The sequence below is a fragment of the Roseovarius arcticus genome, from assembly GCF_006125015.1.
In the GTDB taxonomy this organism is placed as follows: domain Bacteria; phylum Pseudomonadota; class Alphaproteobacteria; order Rhodobacterales; family Rhodobacteraceae; genus Roseovarius; species Roseovarius arcticus.
Window position 1 is genome coordinate 1,688,235 of record NZ_SZZN01000001.1, and the last position, 18,569, is coordinate 1,706,803.

Here is an 18,569-nt window from a genome sequence, read left to right on the forward strand (position 1 = left end):
CACTCCACCGTCTTCCAACGCCCAGTACCCCCGCGCCGTTCGGCGCGGGCCCAGCCTCCCTGCCCTCGACGAAAGGATATTGCCATGAGTTCCACATCCCCCACCTGGGCCCCTTTGGCCGCCACCGCCCTCACCCGCCTGCGCGCCGACTATGCCGAGCTTGCCGCAAACCGGCCCGGCTCCGGACGCCGTCCCTGGCAGCCAGAGGAGCCTGCCGCGCGCAAGATGTCTGATCGCAATCCCGAGCCACTCGGCTGGCGCGCCGCAGCGCCGCCAGCGACGCAGATCCCGAGTGATGCGCAAGGCGCCGTGCGCGCCGCCGGAGGCGATCCCTTGGCGGTGGAGGGTCAGAGCCGCAATCGCCCGGCCGTCCATGTGCCGACCACTGATCTGTCGCTGATGCTGCGTCTTTGCGCGACAATCGGCAGCGAAGACCGCCTCGACGCCATCCTGGCGCCGAGCGCCGTGACGTTGATCGAGATCGGGCCAGATACCGGCGGCCTGTCGCCCAGTGCGGTGCGCAGCATGCTCGAGACCGCGATCCTGCCGGACGCGGCGCTGGTCTGGACCGCCGCTTTGCTGAAAGATGCAGATCCGACCGTCGATGGCACCCCGGATCTCTGCGTTGTCGAGATCACAGCCGAGGACCCTGACAAGCTGCGCAACAAGGGCGCCGCGCTGCAAGCCGTGACGCGGGCGCTGGACGCGCCCTATCCCGTCCTGATCCTGGCCGAGACGCTGGCGCAATTACCAGAGGATCTGCGGCGTGCGCTGCCCGGCGCGCTGCCCCTTGCGCCGCTGTCGCGCGACATCCTGATGGCGATGATCGCAGTAACCCGCAGTGCGACGGGCAAGATCAATCCTGACCTCTTTGATGCCCTTCCCGAGGAGCGCGCTCTTGCGCGCCTGTCAGACGCCTCGGTGACGCTGGCCCTGCGGGCTGGCACCCCGCCTTGCATCGCCGCGCGGCTCGCAGAGATCACCCGGCAGACATCTGACCGGGGGCCCACGCTCGATGACATCGAGGGCTACGGCGAGGCCGAGGCAGCAGCGCGCCGCATGGTTGCGGATCTGGCGGGGTGGGCGGAGGGGGCCGTCGCCTGGTCCGACGTGCAGCGCTCGGTGCTCTTCTACGGCCCGCCCGGCACAGGTAAATCGCATCTGGCGCGCGCCATGGCTGGCAGTGCAGGCGCCCTGCTGGTGCGCGGCAGCTTCGCGACATGGCAAGCGCAGGGCACTCTGTCTCACATGCTGCGGGCAATGCGCGAGAGTTTCCATGAGGCGGCGGCGGCCCGGCCCTCGATCCTCGTGATCGACGAGATCGACGCCGTCGGTGACCGCGCCGATCCGGACCTCCATAACAGCAGTTACCGCCAGCAGGTCATCAACGGGTTTTTGGAGGCGCTCGACAGCCTCAAAGACATCGAAGGCGTGATGATCGTCGGCACCACCAACTATCCAGGGAAGATCGACGCCGCCGTGCTGCGGCCCGGCCGCATCGACGTCAAGGCGCAGGTGCCACTCCCAGGAGCGCGGGCGCTGGCGCGGATGCTCCGGGATGGTCTGGGTTCGGATATCCCCCTCGAGGAAATGGCGCGGCTGACCCGTGCCGCCACTGGCCAGAGCGCGGCGGATGTCGACGGCGCGCTGCGCCAGGCGCGCAGCGTTGCGCGCCATGACGGTCGCGCGGTTGCCGCGCGCGACGTGCTCACCGCGCTCAGCCCCGATGCGGAGAACCATAACCCCGCCCGGGAGCGCCGCATCGCGCTGCATGAATGCGGCCATGCGATTGTCGGCACCTGCCTTGGTCTTGGGAAGATCACGCGCGTGGTCCTGACGTCTCAGGGAGGTCAGGCCTGGATGGCCTATGCCACCGGCGAGCATCTGCTGGGCGATCTCGAGGCCGAGCTGACCTACTCTCTCGCAGGCCGTGCGGCGGAGCGCCTGATCCTTGGCAATGCCGCAGCTGGTGCAGGCGGCAACGCGATGTCAGATCTCGCCCACGCGACGCAGACCGCCACCGGCATCGACACCCGCATGGGCCTTGGCGCGGAAGGGCTGGTCTGGCTCGATACCTCCTCGGCCGCTTACTTGCGCGTGCCGCAGAACGCCGCCCGCATCCGGGCCCGCCTCGAGGCCGCCGAGGCTCGCGCAATGCGGATGCTTGAGACGCGCGAGGGCCTCCTGACCCGGATGGCGGATGATCTTCTCGAGGTGGGGCTCCTCGAGGGCGAGAGGCTGGAGGGATGGCTCGCGCGGGTCAACGAGAACGCCGCGCAAGATGTCGCAGATCACGCAGACGCGATGGCTCAGGCACGACCGGCAGAGGTCGAATTGCGGGAGACAGCAGTCGAACCAAGGCGCGCGATCACGCCTTAAACTCCAAGCGGCTCCTGAACCTCCCGAGGACTCCCCGGACCACTCTCAAAATCACCAAACGCTGGATCGAAACGGATCTGGAAAAAAAGCTCAACAATAACAGAGCAAAAAAAACGGAAAATTTCCGGATCCGGATCTGACGGGCTTTCTGGAGTGGAATAGTAGGATCGATTTTCGAGCTGAAAGTTGCGGAACGGATTGCGAAGATCGCGCATTCCAGGCGGCCAGCTTCACACCGAAATCTCCAGATAGGTTTTCGGATCTGCCAGAGAAGCTCCAAGCTGGCGTAGGGCCGGACTATGACCTGGTCATGGCGCAGAGGTTGCCCGGCGTGCCGAGCGAAGCCTACTTCGCGCAACTGGCTCAGTAATCGAGAGGGTTATCCCCGCAACATCCTCCCCCGTCTTGCCAATGCAATGTTAAGGGAGGGATAGAACAGACCGCCGAACGCGCCCCGCCCGACGGCGGCGCCCTGCCCTATTAGTATAGATGCGTCGCGCTCAGAATTTGGAGCTTCGTAGACTTGTCGCCGGGGCTGGGATTGTTGAACTTATCGCCGTCTTCGAGCCCCTTCTCGTAGACATAGCCTTGGCTCTTGTTCCTGCTCAGAACATGAACCTCCGTCACGCTTTCCAGCGGCATGTCCAGCAGCGGACCCAAGCAGAGCCCAGCAGTCAGAACCGCCAGATACATGACATCGGTTACGCGATCTTCATTCAGGGCGACGGTCATCTTGCAGCCGTCCATCAGGATCTCTGCGGGATCCCACATTTCCAGCAGCTCCAGAGCATCCTCTTTGGGTCCGGCTTGCGAGGTACCGGCCAGCGCAAGGATCAAAAGGATCGATGCGGCGGCGCTGAAGGCTCTCAATGCGTGGCCTCGGCTGGCGTGAACAGAGCCATTGATCCTGCGTCGGTGTAGAAGCGGATTTCGCTCGTGATGGGTCCCTAGTCGATCAGTGAGTATATAAGGCCGCCAATGGCTACGCAGATCGTACCAGTTAGGGCATCAATCTGGCGCTTATCGGAATTGACGACCGCAGTGATGATCTCGTCCAGCGCTTTCTCTGTGACGCATCCCGCATATGCGGAATTGACCTCGTCGGCCATGGCCGGGCTCGCCACCATGAGCACAACTGCGGCGCCTGTAAAAACTCTTTTCACGATCACCCTCCCTTGGAAACTCGTTACGCTAGGAAGTCTGACGTGCTTGACTTCACAATGCTATCGCGAGAGCAGTTTTCACTAAGAGCTGTTGTAGGACTGCAATGCAGATTTATCGACATTTCTTGAAGATAGCCTGAGCCCAATACAAGGTCTTGCGGAAACATGTTAACGAGAAAAATGCCCGCAATTTTGCCGCACGATCCTATGGAAAACCCCTATCAGCGCCAATGATGCAGGGGTAACCGCGTCCCGGCGTGTGACATCGCGCAGGCAACCATGAAAAGCGTCCTTAAAGGAGCGCGCTGACATCCGCGCCGGGTCGGCATAATGTGCCGAAATGACGAGATTATTCCGTACGGCCCATGAGCTTCCGGATCTCAAAATTCTGCATTTGGATTTCATTATTAGTTCGGTCCATAAGCAAAAAATCCCAAATACCTTTTGCGCATAGGCGGTAGCGATAATATTTTTATCGTTTCGCAACATAAACTTACAAAGATCAGCACCGGAAAAAGTTATTCCGATACGCGCCACTGCCCAAACACCGTCAGGGATATTATCCCGTTCGGCTCATCAGCAGTGAAAAATTACGTGAGGAATTTGCGAAAACGAGTTTCGAATTGTCGTCCAAATCGAAATATGAGAGTTCGAAGCGCGCGTCTCAGGCGGCGATAGCCCCTTGCGGCTAACGGATGTTACCTGCGCGATAATATGGACTCGGGAGTTAACAGTCTCATTATCGAGACCCCCAAAAGAAAGAAGAAGAGCCCCATGAACCAGTATGCGAAGAACGTCAACAGGCTCACGGAGTGCTTCACCAATAGAATGGCCTTCAATGGCCGCAAGCCCGTCCTCGCAGATTTAGTCGGACAGCTCTCCATCCGGGCCTCCACATTCTCCAAGAACATCGCGAACGTGGAGATCTCCTGTGTGCGGAACATTCTGAGGCATGCCGAATTCCGCGGCGGCAAACTTTGGCTCGGCAGGGACATCAACCATCATGATTGGATTTACTTCAACGACAGTCACATTGAGGTGCCCCTAGATTTGTAGACGGTTTGCTTGGTAATTTTGTCTCCGGGATTCACAGCGCGGCGTTTGGAAAGCGCCTGAGAGCCGCCTTCTCTATAATCTCGACAAGCTTGGATCTTTTGCCTGGCCGTTCACGATGGTCAGACTGGCCATGCCGGGCCTGGGAGCTTCCGGCCCACAAGAGACGTTCAGCGGGTCATGCCACGCCGCAGTGCAGCTTTCGCATTCCTGCCGTTCGTGCATCTTGCAGCATTTTCGATGGGCGGATGACGGCAGAGCGGGTCTCACCTGACTTTCGCTGCATCTGCTCCAATGTCTGGTTCCGGCGTTTGCAGCTTCGTGTCATATTTCGTTCATGAGATGGCTTAGGCGAGAGTTGCGAGGGGACCGAGTATAGCAGCCGGTGCATAGCATTTGAGCGCCAGCACGACGCCATAACTTGGTTGCGCTATCATCCGACTTCGCAATTCAAAATCAAACGGTTATTGCCGTTATTCAATTACCCCCCTATCAATCGCCTTATGAAGTTTGATGTTATGCACGTTTTGTCCGGAGGGCGCGCCACAGGGTCGCCTTACGGCAAGACACAGGAGTGGTGGCCACCGCCCTATACCTAATCCACGTCGACCATATCCACATAAAATCAAATGATTAGGTATCCCTATGACGGTAACGACCCTCGCGGTCCGCACTGACACGCTTGGCGTGACTTGGGCGGACGGCACGACTACACAATTTCTAACAATTTGGCTCCGCGACAATTGCCCCACTGGTTTACATCCAGACACCCATGAACGCTTGCTTGATTTGTTAGCAGTTGAAGAAACGCCAGTGCTGATTTCAGCGGCGCTCGAAGGCAATGCTGCCGTGCTTGAATATGCAGACGGCCATACAAGCCGCCTGCCGATTTCTTTGCTTACGGCGCATCGTCCAGGTCAGCCTGCGGCTGACGCAGGCGATGTCTCGGCGCAGCTTTGGCGCGCAGACCACGGCGCTGCAAACATTGCGCGTCATCCGGCGGCACCTATCCTTTCAGGTGATTTTGCGTTGAAGAACTGGATGCAGGACACTGCTGCTTGCGGTCTTACAATTATTGACCACCTGCAGGACCGCACCGACGCGGGCGTAGAGATCGCCGAACGGATCGGGTTTTTACGTGCCACAAACTTTGGCACCACTTTTGAGGTCGTTAACAAACCTGATCCAAACAACCTCGCTTACACGTCGGTTGCCTTGCCGCTGCACACTGACTTGCCCAATCAAGAGGTGCCTCCGGGTTACCAATTCTTGCACTGTTTGGCCAATGAGGCGACGGGCGGCGGATCGCTGTTTGCAGACGGATTTGCGATGGCAGAAGATCTAAGGAACGAAGACCCTGAAGCGTTCCGCCTGCTGTGCGACGTCGCCATTCCCTTCCGGTTTCATGATGATTGTGCGGATATCAGAATTCACAGGCCGGTCATCACGTTGGGGTCAAAAGGCGAAGTCATCGAGATCCGCTACAATGCGCATTTGGCGGGAATTTTCGATATGCCAGCCGAGATCATGCCCGCTTATTTTCGCGCCTACCGCGCGTACATGGCAAAAACGCGAGATCCAAAATACCGCCTTACCCTCAAATTAAAGGCAGGCGAGATGGTCGTCTTCGACAACAGGCGCGTTTTGCATGGCCGCGATTCCTTTGATCCATCCACCGGCTTTCGACATCTACATGGGTGCTATGTCGATCGCGGCGAATTCTTTTCGCGTCTGCGGCTTTTAGCGCGCAAGATCGACGTTGCTCTCGCATCGTAATTATGGAACCAAATGAAGACAGGTCATCCGATAGGGGTGACCCGTTTTTGCCTCTTTGACTACAAAAGGGGCCATTTGTTTGCGTGCAACAACGGTCAAAGAGGGCGGCGATCTCAACTGATCGACGCAACACACTCCGCAAACTTCTCCGCTGGGGTTTGGTATTGCAAGGTCTTGCGGGGGCGTTCGTTCAACTGCCTCGCGATTGCGCTGAGTTTTGCTTGAGAATGGACGGATAAGTCTGTTCCTCTTGGTAAATACTGCCTCAAAAGCCGGTTGGTATTTTCGTTTGATCCGCGTTGCCACGGTGACTGAGGGTCGCAAAAGTAGACGTCGACGTCAGTTGCCATGGTCAGGCGTGGGTGATCCGCCAGCTCTTTGCCGCGATCCCATGTCAGAGATTTGTAGAGTTCGCGGGGTAGTCTCTGAGCTGACTTGATGAGCCCTGAGATGACGCTTTCGGTGTCTTTGTTAGCGACTTTGACCAGCATGACATATCGTGACTGGCGCTCGACAAGCGTCGCAACATAGCTGTTCTTGGAGCCGCCAATCAAGTCACCTTCCCAGTGCCCCGGTACGGCACGATCCTCGACAGCTGCGGGCCTTTCACTGATCGATACAGCGTCTTTAATTTGACCAAGACCATTGCGTTTGAGGCTTGCGTGTCTGGAGCGGCGGACTGTGCGTTTGGCGCGCAAGTGCTCAAGCAACTCCTTCTTCAGCACGCCGCGCGCTTGAATATAAAGGCTTCGATAGATCGTCTCGTGTGACACCTGTTTGTGCGCCTCTCTCGGGAACGCGCGTTTGAGCCAGCCCGCAATCTGCTCGGGAGACCACTTACGCCGTAGCTTTGCTGATACTGCGTGGGCCAATGCTGGGTGGCAAGCCAGCTTACATATCTTTGGGCGCAGAGCACGGTTCCATGCCGCCTGATCTGATGCCGTCGCACGATAACCCGCAACGCCACCATTGCGCCGGACCTCCCGGCTGATCGTCGAGGGTGCGCGACCCAACTGGCGCGCGATCATACGAAGGGACTGCTTCATACTCAGACCGCGCGAGATCTCTTCGCGTTCCGAAAGACAAAGAGCAAACTTTCCGCGTATTCGATCTGGCGGGCGAATGCCTCCTGTCGGGGAAATCACTGAGAACACCGATGATGACTGACGGTCAAAAACCCGTCCAATCGATCTCATCGACTCGCCACGCTGCCAACGATCCCAGATATCCGCACGTTGCTCAGCCGAATAGTAAATCCTGGTACGATACTTCATTGCCAACACTCCATCTCTTCCTAAAGATTAAAGTGTTGCGTCCACCTGTTGAGACCACCGCTCAAAGCGGACCTTGGCAGCAATATGAACCAGAGTCTGCTGTGCGGGACTTTTCAGACCTCGGCATTGGAGAGGTAAAGAGCCTCACTGGTTGACAAAAAGCCGTCGGATGTCGCCACCCAATTCATCCGCAAGTTCTCGTGGTGACTGTCGAAACTCGGACACATGAGACATACCAGCTCCGGCCTTAAGTAGTGCTTCAATGGCAACCGAGTTCTGTTGTTTCACTGCAATGTGAAGCGGCGTTTCAGCCATATCACCGACTGCATTTATATCTGCCCCTGCTTCAATAAATTGTAATACAGCATAGGTATTTCCGCGCCACAGCATCACATGGAGCGGTGTTTCGCCATCGACGTCACGGCCGTCCAAAGTCACAGGCACTGAACCTAACTCTGCGGGGGAAAAAGTATCAGAGCATGAGGCTAAAAGTTCTTCTAGCGTCTCTCGAGTTTTCGACTTCTGGGGCATTTAGTGAAGTCCAATACGGTTGTTCCTACAGATCGAATAATACCAAGTTGCCAGCAAATAGCATTCGTAAATTTTGGTAGGTCTGGGCTCGAAGCAGACCTGCGGGGGCACGACGTGCATCCTGAGTGCTCCGCCCGCCTGATCGACATAAACGGCTCAATGCTGCCGTTGGTAACAGGAACCGGCGCTGCGGTACAGGTTGCCCGATGCGGCTATCGGCGGGCCACATCAGACTGAAGGCCACCAGCAAGCAACTCAGTCCGACTTTGCGGCGGGCACCGGTGAATTACGCAGCACTCTTCCATTTTTCGGGGGTAACATAAACGATGCTATCACCCACACTGACCATCACATCGCCGTCCTGAATATTGATCTGGAGCTTCATCGCGCGGCTTGCCAGTTTTCCCAGAGCGCCTGTGTCGGTCTCGGAAAAATTTATCACCTGAAGATTATCAAAACGGCTGGTGCTGTTTTTAATCTTATCCCACCACATCTCGGCTGTCCTGCCGCCATAGGGATAAACAATCACCTTGTCGGCTTTGCTACAGGATTGACGCATCACCTTCTCGCTTGGGAGTCCCAGGGCCACCCACACATCAAGCTCGCCGCTCAGGCTTTTCTGCCAAATGTCAGGCTCGTCATCCGTAGAAAGGCCCTTCGTCATTTCCAAGTGCTCATGGGCATTTAGCGCAAAAGCGACAATGCGGACCATCAGCCGTTCTTCCGTCTCTGAGGGATGCTTGGCAACTGTCAGTTTATGGGTTGCATAATAGTGACGATCCATGTCGGAGACTGAAAGTTCGACTTTATAAATGGTGGCATTTTGCGCCATAATTTGTCCCAAAACAATAGAATATTGGGATGCCTACTCCCTCTGGTGACCTTTGGAAAGCAGATACAAAGGGCACGGATAATGGGAGTTGATGAGGTGTTGCTAAGTTGTGTTACGCCACGGTGTAGGTTGGTTGGTCTTTATGAGGCGGACGGGCTCATGGCTGCGCCTGAAGCGGGGCAATACAAGTTCAGCATGGTGCATTTGGTTTTGAGCAATGCGGGAGAACCGTCTCCAAGCCATGGTTTCGGAGTGCTTCCGGTCTAGAGCGGCCATTCATGCTCTGACGCAATGCTGCATTGTAGCCCGTCAGAGCTGCCATTCGTAGATCCTGCAGCATTTTGTTGGATGAAATGTCGGTCAGCGGGACTTAATTTCCGTTCGCTAGATCGACCAATTGATCCACTGCCGAAGTGAAACTTTCCCAGAGTTGCCGTTCGTTTTGAGCAGCATCCTACCTTGGTTTCAGTTGCTGGGCGCATATAGAAAATTTGGTTTTCGCCGCGCTGCGCTGGCATGGCCTTTTGGAAACGCTGGTTAAACATGCAATCTCCTGCGGACTGTGTTACCCCGGTATCAAGTGCGCGATCCTGCGCATTCTTCCCAAATCAGATTGGTCTAAAATATGCAATTTCCCGAATGGATAAAACCTGCCCTCTTGGGTGTTGGAGCAGGAGCTATTGCTGTTTCAATTATTGGCTTTAATTGGGGTGGCTGGGTCACTGGTGGCACTGCGGCTGAAATGTCGAATGACGATTCCGCTGCGGCCGTCGTCGTTGCTTTAACGCCTTACTGCATTCGTAAATCTCGGAATGATCCGGGTGCCGTTGCGATATTGGCAGAACTAGAAGATGCCTCGTCTTATCAACGTCATACCGTTGTTGAGGACGCAGGATGGGCAACCCCGCTCGGCGCTGAAGAACCCAGTAGGGATCTTGCGGATGCCTGTGAGAATGCATTGAGCAACGACACATAAGCTTCCGTAGAACTGCGAAAGTAGGCGGGAATGAGCTTCGGTTTTTCCCGCCTACCTTCAACAAGACCGCCGGTCCTTTGGCGGCGACCATACCCGATTTCCTGTGCCGCAAGTCAGAAGATCCGTTCAGACTACACGACCAACAATTTCATCAATTCCTGCGTGTTAGCAGTGCGATCCTAGGAATACGTACATCAAGGATATTTGTTAATGAACAAGCTGGCAAAGACGACAGTATTTACAAACTCGAAGCCCGAAAAGGAAACGAAGCTGGACAAAACCACGCGTGCAGTGAAGGCAATCGCTGAAGAAGAAACGGAAGAACGCCAGATCAAAACCGCGCGCCTTCGTAAAGATCGGCTTGAGAAAGAGGAAGATACGCGTTTGTAGAGGACAGCGACAACGTCAGAAGTCGAACGGCTGAAACTATAGCAAACTTTCAGGCTAGACGCGGCTCACTATTCCCGTGTGCCCCACCTTGCACAACGACGCTACCGTGCATCGCGTCCGTTCGCACTAGCACTGAGCCGTGAAAGGCAAATTGCTTCTGTTACGAAATTATCTGAAATTTGGGCAAGGGAAAACTGGGCCTGCAATATGATCCCTGCGACAAGGCTCCAACAATGAATAAACGGGCAAACCAGTCTCAGTTTGGCATAAACCGACGAACGATGTCATAAGCGATCCTTTTAGGTCGCCGCGTCGCTGCATCGACGCAACACCATGAACTACGCACTTCAGCAACTATATCTTCACCGCGCTTAAAGATTGTTAAAAATGACGCCCGAGATCCCCGCGTTCCAGTCGCAGTGACCGCGATATCTACTTCGTCATTAAAAAATAATGGCTTATGGTAGACGATTTCATGCTTGAGAGCCACCCATAGAAGCCCTTCCTGTGTATCAACGGAAGATATGTGCTGCCAAAAACGGACAACGACTTCCTGCACCCAGCGGAGGTACACGGCATTGTTGACATGCCCCATGTCGTCAATATCGCTTGGTATGATCGCCACCCGATGCTCGAATGTTGGTGTCCCTGATTTAGGCATGCTGGTAAAGTAGGGCTGCTGGTAGCGCGATACAATGCACATCTGGATTGCTGAAGGAATTGTTTAGCAACACAAACATCAGAAATGACGGGAATTAAAAGTTGCCGATCAGGTTCGCTTCCAAGGCGTAGGTCTAAAACCTTCGTCGCTGTTAGCGATTAGAACGCAATTCATGATCTATATCGATAACTTATGGCCAGTGAGAATACTTCTCACGGCACGACCATAAGACTGTACTCCGCCCAATCAGTCTGAGACCTGCGGAGACTGAAAAAACAGAGCCAGAACGTCCACTTTCCCATCAACCAGCTGAATGGTTCCGACCTGCAGCGAACGTCCGGTCTCCGCCCGGTTTAGCAATTTGGAAGCCGTGCCTTCGGCGCACCGCTTTGCGCCTCGCCGTAGCACCGTGGCCTTGCCCCGAAACGCAGAGAGTGCCCCGAAGGGCACTAGCGCTTTGATCTTATTTAGTAAATTGTGTTGCGGGAGGGTGCAACCTCCGTCAATTGCCGATGATCAGTTGTTGACGTTCAAAATGCCACTGTTGAATAAAGTGGCCAACTAGCAGGCCGGGTACGATCTGACGGCCAGACGCCCGCGGAGCGAGCTTTTCGAGCTCGAAACAGCCGTCAGAGATGGTCGCGCGTGACAGTGTGAACGCCTCGCCCCGATGACGAAAGAGGACGGCACGTTGTTTCCCCCGTGCCACCCCGCACGAGGTGGCCTGTCGCATTCCAGTCTCGCCACTCCATGACCTGTGCTGACCCGAGGTGAAACGGCACCCCGGAATAGCCAGGTCCGCAGCTTCATCAACGCCGTGCGAAGCTTTGTCCCGAAAGCCAGCCGACGATCCACCCGCCGAGATGCGCCTGCCAGGCAAGACCGCCAGAGAGGATCACGAAAAGGGCGATATTGGCTGCAATCAGTCCCAAGATCGCCGTGAGGGTCGGCTGTAACGGTAGGCCCGCCCGTCGGCGCATCCGGAAATCCATCGCCTGCCACAGCCCGATCAGGCCAAATACCGCGCCCGACGACCCAATCATCGGCGCAGGGCTGGCCGACAGCAGCCCGAAACACGCCGCGCCCGCAACCGCCGACAGAAAAAGTATCAACAATGTCCGGGCTGCCCCGATTTGGTCCGAGATGAATTTCCCCAGCGACAAGAGCACGACGCTGTTCATCGCTAAATGGGCGAACCCGGCATGCAGGAAGGCATGGCTGATGAACATCAGGGCAGTCTGGCCGGGATAGATCGGCGGCACCGTCCCGGCAAAAACAGGCTGCCAGAACGCGCCGAAAGAAAAGGCGGTCCAGCGCAGGTTCTGCTCTCCGAAGACGCCCCAATCCGAAAGGCTGAGGATCAATTCTATCACTGTCATGACGCCCACGAGGCACCACAGGAAACCTGGCGCACCGGCCTGCGGCATAGTGCGGGTGGATCGGCGATCTCGTGGAGATGTAAATTTCATGATTGCGAGATAATCCTTCCAAGCATGGGGGCCAAGGTCGAACTGTCGGTTTAGGTCGCGAAACCATTTGGAGCCGACAGTGCTGTCTTGCGGGCAATGTTGCTCCACTAGATCAATTTCGCTAGCCCCGTGCTCCTGTCAGCTTCATGAGAATATCTTCGAGACATGTGGTTCATTGGAAATGCAAGTCAGCAAGGCACGGCTTCGTGGTGAAAATATAACCTTTGATTGACAACAGCGCATATTATCCATGATAAATTAAAATATTGTTTCGAAAATTTTACCACTGCCGTTGGTCTGCCTTCTTGCTGTTTAGGAGCAATAGGTGCTTTTAAAAATTGAAAATTTCGGTTTGGCAGCCTTTTTCTTGATGACGTTTCTGGGAGCTGTAACACTTTCCACACGAGCCCAGACAAGCGAGAAACAGGATCTGGAAACCGCTCTTCGTCTAGCGTCGCTTCTGCGTGAAGCGCGCGCGGTGATCGGGTCGCAGCAGGATGTGATCAACGACCCGAAAGGCGGCGACAAAGGCCTAACCGGTGATTTCGTGTTGGACATCGCCCGCGAACGCTACATCGAGGTCAATGAGGTTTCACCACTGTACGACGGACAGGATCCGCGTGAAGCGACATTGATCGCTGCGCAGATGACCGCGATCCGCGAGGTAATGGCGGACAACCAGACAACGATTAACAGCGAAGGCATCGCCTTCAAGGGTTTCGTGCCTGCGGTGTTCGCTCGTCTGGTTAATGAGCGCTTTTACCAGCTCGTCGGCGATCAGGCGGTCGTCAAGGTGACGGCCCCGCCGCATCTTGTGCGCAATCGCAAGGCGCTGCCGGACGAATGGGAGACGGGGATAATCACCGACCGGCTGGCATCCGAAGACTGGCCGAAAAACGATATTTTCGCCGCTGAAGCGGCGTTCGGCAATCAGTCGGCCTTTCGGGTCTTGGTTCCTGAATATTATAGCGAGGGATGCACCGCTTGCCACGGCGGGCCAAAGGGCGAGATCGACGTAACTGGCTATCCCAAAGAGGGGGGAAAGATCGGGGATCTTGGTGGTGTGATCAGCATCAGCCTACTGCGTTAACGACGGGCGCGGCACGGTCCGCGATTGGATGTAAGGAAGCTGCTGCATGAAAAGCCTGTCCATCCTTGCACGCATCGTTTTTCTGTCCGCCGTCCTTCTTGCGTTTCTCATTGCGACCAATGTGTTCTTGTCCACCCGGCTTGTTCGCAACTCAGAGGCAATTTCAGAAGGTTCGAAGGCGCTTGAGGTGTCGACCCACGCCAATGCCGCCAGCACCCATTTTGGCGACTTAAAATATTGGCTTTCGGATTTGTCGGTCAGCTTGTTAATGCGGTCAGAAAACAACGCCATGGCAGCGCGCACGGCGTTGGAGCAAGACCTAACGACCCTTGAACCTTTTGCGCCTAACCAAGTGGCGGTGATCCGCTCGGAGATTAACCCTTTTGTCGAGCAGGCGCTTTTGGCGGTTGAGGCCTATACCAACGATCAGCGCGTGCTGGGCAATTCCCTCGTCGCCAAAGGGCAGGCCCATATCACGAAAATCGACGCAGCGCTCGGCGCGCTGGTGGACGAGCTTGAAGAGCGGGCGGTGGCCAAGAGCGAAGCAGCCTTTGCCGAGGCAACAAGCGCGGTGAAACTCTCGACCAGCATTGTCGTTGCCGCCGCCCTTGTTGGTGCCGGGCTGACATTCTGGGTCGTCAGCTCCATTCGAAGGCCGCTACGTCGCCTCCTTTCGGCGATGGGCCAGATTACGTCGGGCAACCTCGCGGTAGACCTGCCGAAGGTCGGTCGCGATGAAATCGGCGCGATGACGCAAACGCTTTCGCTGTTCCGCGACAGTCTCGCAGAGCGCGAACGCTTGTCAGAGCTGCGCGAAGAGGCCGATGCCGAGGTGCTGCGCAGCAAGCAACAACTGACCGAGGCGATCGAGGCCATCAATGAAGGATTCGCCCTTTTTGATGCGGATGACCGGCTGGTGATTTGCAATCACCGCTACAAGGACATGTATGCCCGCATAGGTCTGGATATCGAACCGGGGCTGAGCTTTGACCGGATCACCGATCATGTCGCCCGGTCCAACATCGTCGACGTGGCGGATCCTGCGGAGTGGATTGAACAACGGATTGCACTGCACCGCAATCCGAACGGTCCTTTCGAGCAAAGCCGCACCGATGGATCCTGGATGCGGATCAGCGAACGACCCACCGCAGCAGGGGGCATTGTCGGTGTTTTTACAGACATCACCGGGGACAAGGTGCGCGAGGCGCAGCTAGAGGAGTTGGTCAATTCCCTTGAGGAAGCCCGCGATATCGCACTCAAATCGACCGTCGCAAAAAGCCAGTTCCTTGCCAATATGAGCCACGAGATCAGAACACCGATGAATGGTGTAATCGGCATGAGCAACTTGTTGATGGACACTGGACTGAACGCCGAGCAGATGGATTTCGCCCGCACTATCAACGACAGCGCCGAAAGCCTGCTGACGGTCATCAACGACATTCTGGATTACTCCAAGGTTGAGGCTGGCAAACTGGAGCTTGAACGCAACGCTTTCGATCTGCGGTATTGCGTCGAAAGTGCGCTTGATCTGGTCGCCATGACTGCGGGGCGCAAGAGGCTCGATCTGGCCTATTATCTCGAGCCGGCCACCCCCACGACTTTGGTAACCGACGCTACCCGCCTGCGCCAGGTTCTCCTGAACCTGCTTAACAACGCGATCAAGTTCACAGAAACGGGCGAGGTCATTCTGACTGTCGGCCCCAACCCTGAGGCCACACCGCAAGCTGGCATGTGCGACCTTTTATTCTCTGTGCGCGATACCGGCATCGGCATTCCGCCCGAACGACAGAATATCTTGTTCGAATCCTTCAGTCAGGTTGATGCCTCCACCACAAGGCGTTTTGGCGGGACCGGGCTTGGGCTAGCGATCAGTAAGAAGCTGGTCAACCTTATGGGCGGGCGGATCTGGCTCGAAAGCGAACCGGGCAAAGGGACCACCTTTCATTTCAGCTTGTCCGCCCCCATCGGCGAGGACGCCGACAATATCGACCTTAATCAAGCGCGCCCCGATCTGGATGGCAAGCGCGTGTTGATCGTCGACGACAATGCCACCAACCTCGATCTGCTGTCGCGGCAGATCAAGAGCTGGTCCATGCGTCCCATCGCCGTGGACAACCCCGACGCGGCGCTTGAGTTGGTGGCGCAGGGGCATAAATTTCATGTTGCGGTGCTAGACATGCACATGCCGGGAATGGACGGCCTCGGGCTGGCCCGGCGGTTGCGCGCAGATGCAGCCACGCATGACATGCCGCTGATCCTGCTCAGCTCGCTCGGGCAGGCAGGAGATCATGATCGCACCGCACTTGAGGCCGTCGGCTTTGCCGAGGTACTGTCAAAACCCGTCAAGCCTTCACCGCTGCTCAACGCCCTTGTCAGCCTGTTTGCCGGAAAACCAATGAGAGTGATTGAACCGATGCAGCACAAATCAGCGTCCTTTGATGTCACTATGGCGGAGCGGCTTCCGCTTCGTATTCTGCTGGCTGACGACAACGCCACCAACCAGAAACTAGGGCGCATGATTCTAAAACGCCTTGGATATACCTCCGACGTCGCGGGAAACGGCAAGGAGGTGCTCGAGGCTTTGGAACGGCAGACCTATGATGTTGTGCTGATGGACATCGAAATGCCGGAGATGGACGGGGTCGAGGCGACCCACCGGATCATCGCCGATTATCCCGCCGAGAGACGCCCGGCGATCATTGCCGTGACCGCCAACGCCATGGACGGTGACCGGGAACGGTTTTTCGAGGCAGGTATGAGCGGCTATGTCAGTAAACCAATCCGGGTCGAGGCCTTGGTCGACGCCCTAAAGGACTGTTGCGGCGCGGCCAAGGATGACGCGAGCGACGAGCCGCCAGGCGACACGGGCGAGTTTGATCCGGGCGCGCTTGAGATATTGCTGGAGACGATAGGCGGGGATCGCGAAGCACTTGATGAACTTGTGCTGAGCTTTCTCGACGAGGGGCCTGATTTGATCCTGCGGATCGGGGCGGCCGCCGAGGACAATGATACAGACGCGTTGCGCCAGGCCGCGCATACGCTCAAGTCGAGCGCGACTGATTTCGGAGCGGGTACGCTGTCGCAGCTTTGCCGTGAAATCGAAAACCTCTGCCGCGCCGGACATCTCGATCAGGCCCTGCCATTGGCCGCGCGCGTCCCGCAACTTTACGAGGCGGCAGAAACGCGGCTGCGGCAGCAACAGATACAGTGAAGTGGAACATATGAACGGTTCATCCCAACATCTTTCAGGCCGGGTGCTTGTGGTCGACGACCAGAAGACCAACCGGATGAAAATGGAATTCGCCGTTCAGAATCTTGGGTTCGCGGTTGAATCGGTCGCAGGTGGGATTGAATGTCTTGATGCGCTCAGGGAGCAGTCGTTTGATATCCTGCTGCTCGATATCGTCATGCCCGGGATGGACGGCTTCGAAGTGCTGCGCACCATAAAGGCCGATCCAACCTTGCGCGATATTCCAGTGATCGTCATTTCCTCGCTCGAAGAGATGGAAGACAGCGTCCGCGCCATCGAACTGGGGGCAGAGGATTTTCTGACCAAGCCGTTCAATCCGGTGCTTCTGAAGGCCCGGCTGGGTGCGGGGATCGAGCGCAAGCGGTTGCGCGACAAGGAACTTGAGTATCTCCAGCAGGTCGATCGACTGGCAGCCGCCTCGGGGGTGATCGAGCGCAAGGATTTCGACCCGTCCCGTCTGGACCTCAGCGATATCGCGAAGCGCGACGATCAGCTTGGGAATCTCACACGTGTGTTTCTCGGGATGGCCAGCGAGGTCTATCGCCGCGAACAGAACCTTCGCAACCAGATCAGCCTTCTCAAGGGCGGCTTTCTGCTGCTCCTGCTGGGAGCGTGCTGGGGGCTCGTGCCGTCGCTGTCGCGGATCATCATGGTGGACGGGCTGCATCCTCTGGGGGCAGTTTTCTGGACACTCTGGATCAGCGCCGGAATGATGCTGGCTGTCACGGTCATCACCGGGCGCTATCCGGGTACAAGCTGGCCTGAGATACGCCGCTACCTGCTGCTTGGCCTATTCGGGAATGCGTTGTCGCAGGTCTTTCTGCTCTGGGCAGCCTCAGAGGTGTCGGCGATGATTATCTCGATCATTCTGGCGGCTGAATCCTTCATGGTTTTCATCATCGCGGCGTCCTTCGGGTTTGAGGCGCCTAGCCTTAAACGCTTCATCGGCTTGTGTCTGGGACTGGCCTGCGTCGTGATAATTATGGTGCCCGGCAACGCGACCGGGGTCGTGGGTGGATGGGTCTGGATGCTGATCGCGCTCTTCGTGCCTTTCTGCTATGCGATCGAGGACATCATCGTTGCGGCCATACCCGACGACGAATGCGATTCCATCGCGTTGGCGACTGGAACAATCATCGCGGCCGCGCTTTTGATGACACCGTTGACCCTGCTGTCAGGTTCGTTCATTCCGCCAGCGTTCGCGTTTGCGGAATATGGTTGGGCATTCTTCCTGATCGCGGCGATCAGCACCTTCAGTACAATCCTGCTGATCTATACCATCCGCACGACCGGGGCAGTCTTTGCGAGCCAGGCCGGCTATGCCATGACCGCCGCAGGCATATTCTGGAGCGTGTTGCTGCTTGGTGAAAGTATGAGTGTTTGGGTCTGGGCGGCATTGGCTTGCCTCGTCTCGGGTCTGGCCTTGGTGATGCCCAAACAGGTGGAAGAGGCTGCCGAAATCAAACCGGGCGAGCGCATCTTCGAAACATGAAGGGTTTCGCAAACCTCAGCGCCAGCTTGAATGGTTTGCCTATCGCGGAGGCATTGGAAGTTAAGCATATGGGACGTCTTGTGTTTCGCGCGCCGCGGATGGCTGCTTCAGTTGTGTTCCATTCGCCGTATTGCGGGTGCAGCTGATCCACACTCTCCGCCCGCCGTGATCAATGCTACTCCCGGCCCTGACCGGTCATTGGCCGTTCCATAGAACGCTGCGCCCCAGCTTCT

At 56.7% G+C, this 18,569-nt stretch carries 16 protein-coding genes; 8 read left to right on the top strand and 8 right to left on the bottom strand.

Annotated elements, in window-relative coordinates; all coding sequences use genetic code 11:
* Window positions 1-84 precede the first annotated feature (84 nt).
* Window positions 85-2,379, top strand: a complete 2,295-nt coding sequence (locus MK6180000_RS07975; RefSeq protein WP_138934246.1) for an AAA family ATPase — start codon at window positions 85-87, stop codon at window positions 2,377-2,379.
* Here the strand turns inward: MK6180000_RS07975 and MK6180000_RS07980 are convergent.
* From MK6180000_RS07980 to MK6180000_RS07990, 3 genes are all read right to left on the bottom strand, one after another.
* Window positions 2,376-2,594, bottom strand: coding sequence for a hypothetical protein (locus MK6180000_RS07980; RefSeq protein WP_138934247.1), 219 nt, complete (start codon window positions 2,592-2,594; stop codon window positions 2,376-2,378). The genes MK6180000_RS07975 and MK6180000_RS07980 overlap by 4 nt on opposite strands.
* A gap of 265 nt (window positions 2,595-2,859) precedes the next feature.
* Entirely contained in the window at window positions 2,860-3,249 is a 390-nt protein-coding gene (locus MK6180000_RS07985) for a hypothetical protein (protein WP_138934248.1), read from the bottom strand.
* 77 nt (window positions 3,250-3,326) lie between these two features.
* Complete coding sequence (locus MK6180000_RS07990) at window positions 3,327-3,542, bottom strand: hypothetical protein (RefSeq protein ID WP_138934249.1); 216 nt, start codon at window positions 3,540-3,542, stop codon at window positions 3,327-3,329.
* Window positions 3,543-4,316: 774 nt separating this feature from the next.
* Here MK6180000_RS07990 and MK6180000_RS07995 point away from each other — a divergent pair.
* Window positions 4,317-4,598, top strand: a complete 282-nt coding sequence (locus tag MK6180000_RS07995) for a hypothetical protein (RefSeq protein WP_138934250.1) — start codon at window positions 4,317-4,319, stop codon at window positions 4,596-4,598.
* 642 nt (window positions 4,599-5,240) lie between these two features.
* Entirely contained in the window at window positions 5,241-6,371 is a 1,131-nt protein-coding gene (locus MK6180000_RS08000; protein ID WP_138934251.1) for a TauD/TfdA family dioxygenase, read from the top strand.
* A 113-nt stretch (window positions 6,372-6,484) separates the two neighbouring features.
* On the opposite strand, the gene MK6180000_RS08005 is transcribed toward MK6180000_RS08000, so the two are convergent.
* The 3 genes from MK6180000_RS08005 to MK6180000_RS08015 form a co-directional block, all read right to left on the bottom strand.
* Window positions 6,485-7,645, bottom strand: coding sequence for an IS30 family transposase (locus tag MK6180000_RS08005; RefSeq protein WP_138933174.1), 1,161 nt, complete (start codon window positions 7,643-7,645; stop codon window positions 6,485-6,487).
* 144 nt (window positions 7,646-7,789) lie between these two features.
* Window positions 7,790-8,176: an ankyrin repeat domain-containing protein gene (locus MK6180000_RS08010; RefSeq protein ID WP_138934252.1), complete on the bottom strand. Its 387-nt coding sequence runs from the start codon at window positions 8,174-8,176 to the stop codon at window positions 7,790-7,792.
* A gap of 286 nt (window positions 8,177-8,462) precedes the next feature.
* On the bottom strand, window positions 8,463-9,008 hold the full coding sequence (locus MK6180000_RS08015) for a YaeQ family protein (protein ID WP_138934253.1): 546 nt from the start codon (window positions 9,006-9,008) through the stop codon (window positions 8,463-8,465).
* A gap of 625 nt (window positions 9,009-9,633) precedes the next feature.
* Between MK6180000_RS08015 and MK6180000_RS08020 the strand changes: the two genes are divergently transcribed.
* Complete coding sequence (locus MK6180000_RS08020; protein ID WP_138934254.1) at window positions 9,634-9,984, top strand: hypothetical protein; 351 nt, start codon at window positions 9,634-9,636, stop codon at window positions 9,982-9,984.
* Window positions 9,985-10,194: 210 nt separating this feature from the next.
* Window positions 10,195-10,374 carry a hypothetical protein gene (locus MK6180000_RS08025; protein ID WP_138934255.1) on the top strand — a complete coding sequence of 60 codons (180 nt, stop codon included), beginning with the start codon at window positions 10,195-10,197 and terminating at the stop codon, window positions 10,372-10,374.
* A gap of 256 nt (window positions 10,375-10,630) precedes the next feature.
* On the opposite strand, the gene MK6180000_RS08030 is transcribed toward MK6180000_RS08025, so the two are convergent.
* Both MK6180000_RS08030 and MK6180000_RS08035 read right to left on the bottom strand, forming a co-directional pair.
* On the bottom strand, window positions 10,631-11,077 hold the full coding sequence (locus tag MK6180000_RS08030) for an acyl-CoA thioesterase (RefSeq protein ID WP_212751887.1): 447 nt from the start codon (window positions 11,075-11,077) through the stop codon (window positions 10,631-10,633).
* Window positions 11,078-11,844: 767 nt separating this feature from the next.
* The gene (locus tag MK6180000_RS08035) at window positions 11,845-12,504 is read right to left on the bottom strand and encodes a rhomboid family intramembrane serine protease (RefSeq protein WP_138934256.1); all 660 of its coding nucleotides are present in this window, start codon (window positions 12,502-12,504) and stop codon (window positions 11,845-11,847) included.
* Window positions 12,505-12,829: 325 nt separating this feature from the next.
* Between MK6180000_RS08035 and MK6180000_RS08040 the strand changes: the two genes are divergently transcribed.
* Genes MK6180000_RS08040 through MK6180000_RS08050 form a run of 3 tightly spaced genes read left to right on the top strand, consistent with a single transcriptional unit; the run spans window position 12,830 to window position 18,336 of the window.
* On the top strand, window positions 12,830-13,594 hold the full coding sequence (locus MK6180000_RS08040; RefSeq protein WP_212751888.1) for a Tll0287-like domain-containing protein: 765 nt from the start codon (window positions 12,830-12,832) through the stop codon (window positions 13,592-13,594).
* 46 nt (window positions 13,595-13,640) lie between these two features.
* Complete coding sequence (locus tag MK6180000_RS08045) at window positions 13,641-16,805, top strand: hybrid sensor histidine kinase/response regulator (protein ID WP_138934257.1); 3,165 nt, start codon at window positions 13,641-13,643, stop codon at window positions 16,803-16,805.
* Between the two features lie 10 nt (window positions 16,806-16,815).
* Window positions 16,816-18,336, top strand: a complete 1,521-nt coding sequence (locus MK6180000_RS08050; protein ID WP_138934258.1) for a response regulator — start codon at window positions 16,816-16,818, stop codon at window positions 18,334-18,336.
* Window positions 18,337-18,569: the final 233 nt, after the last annotated feature.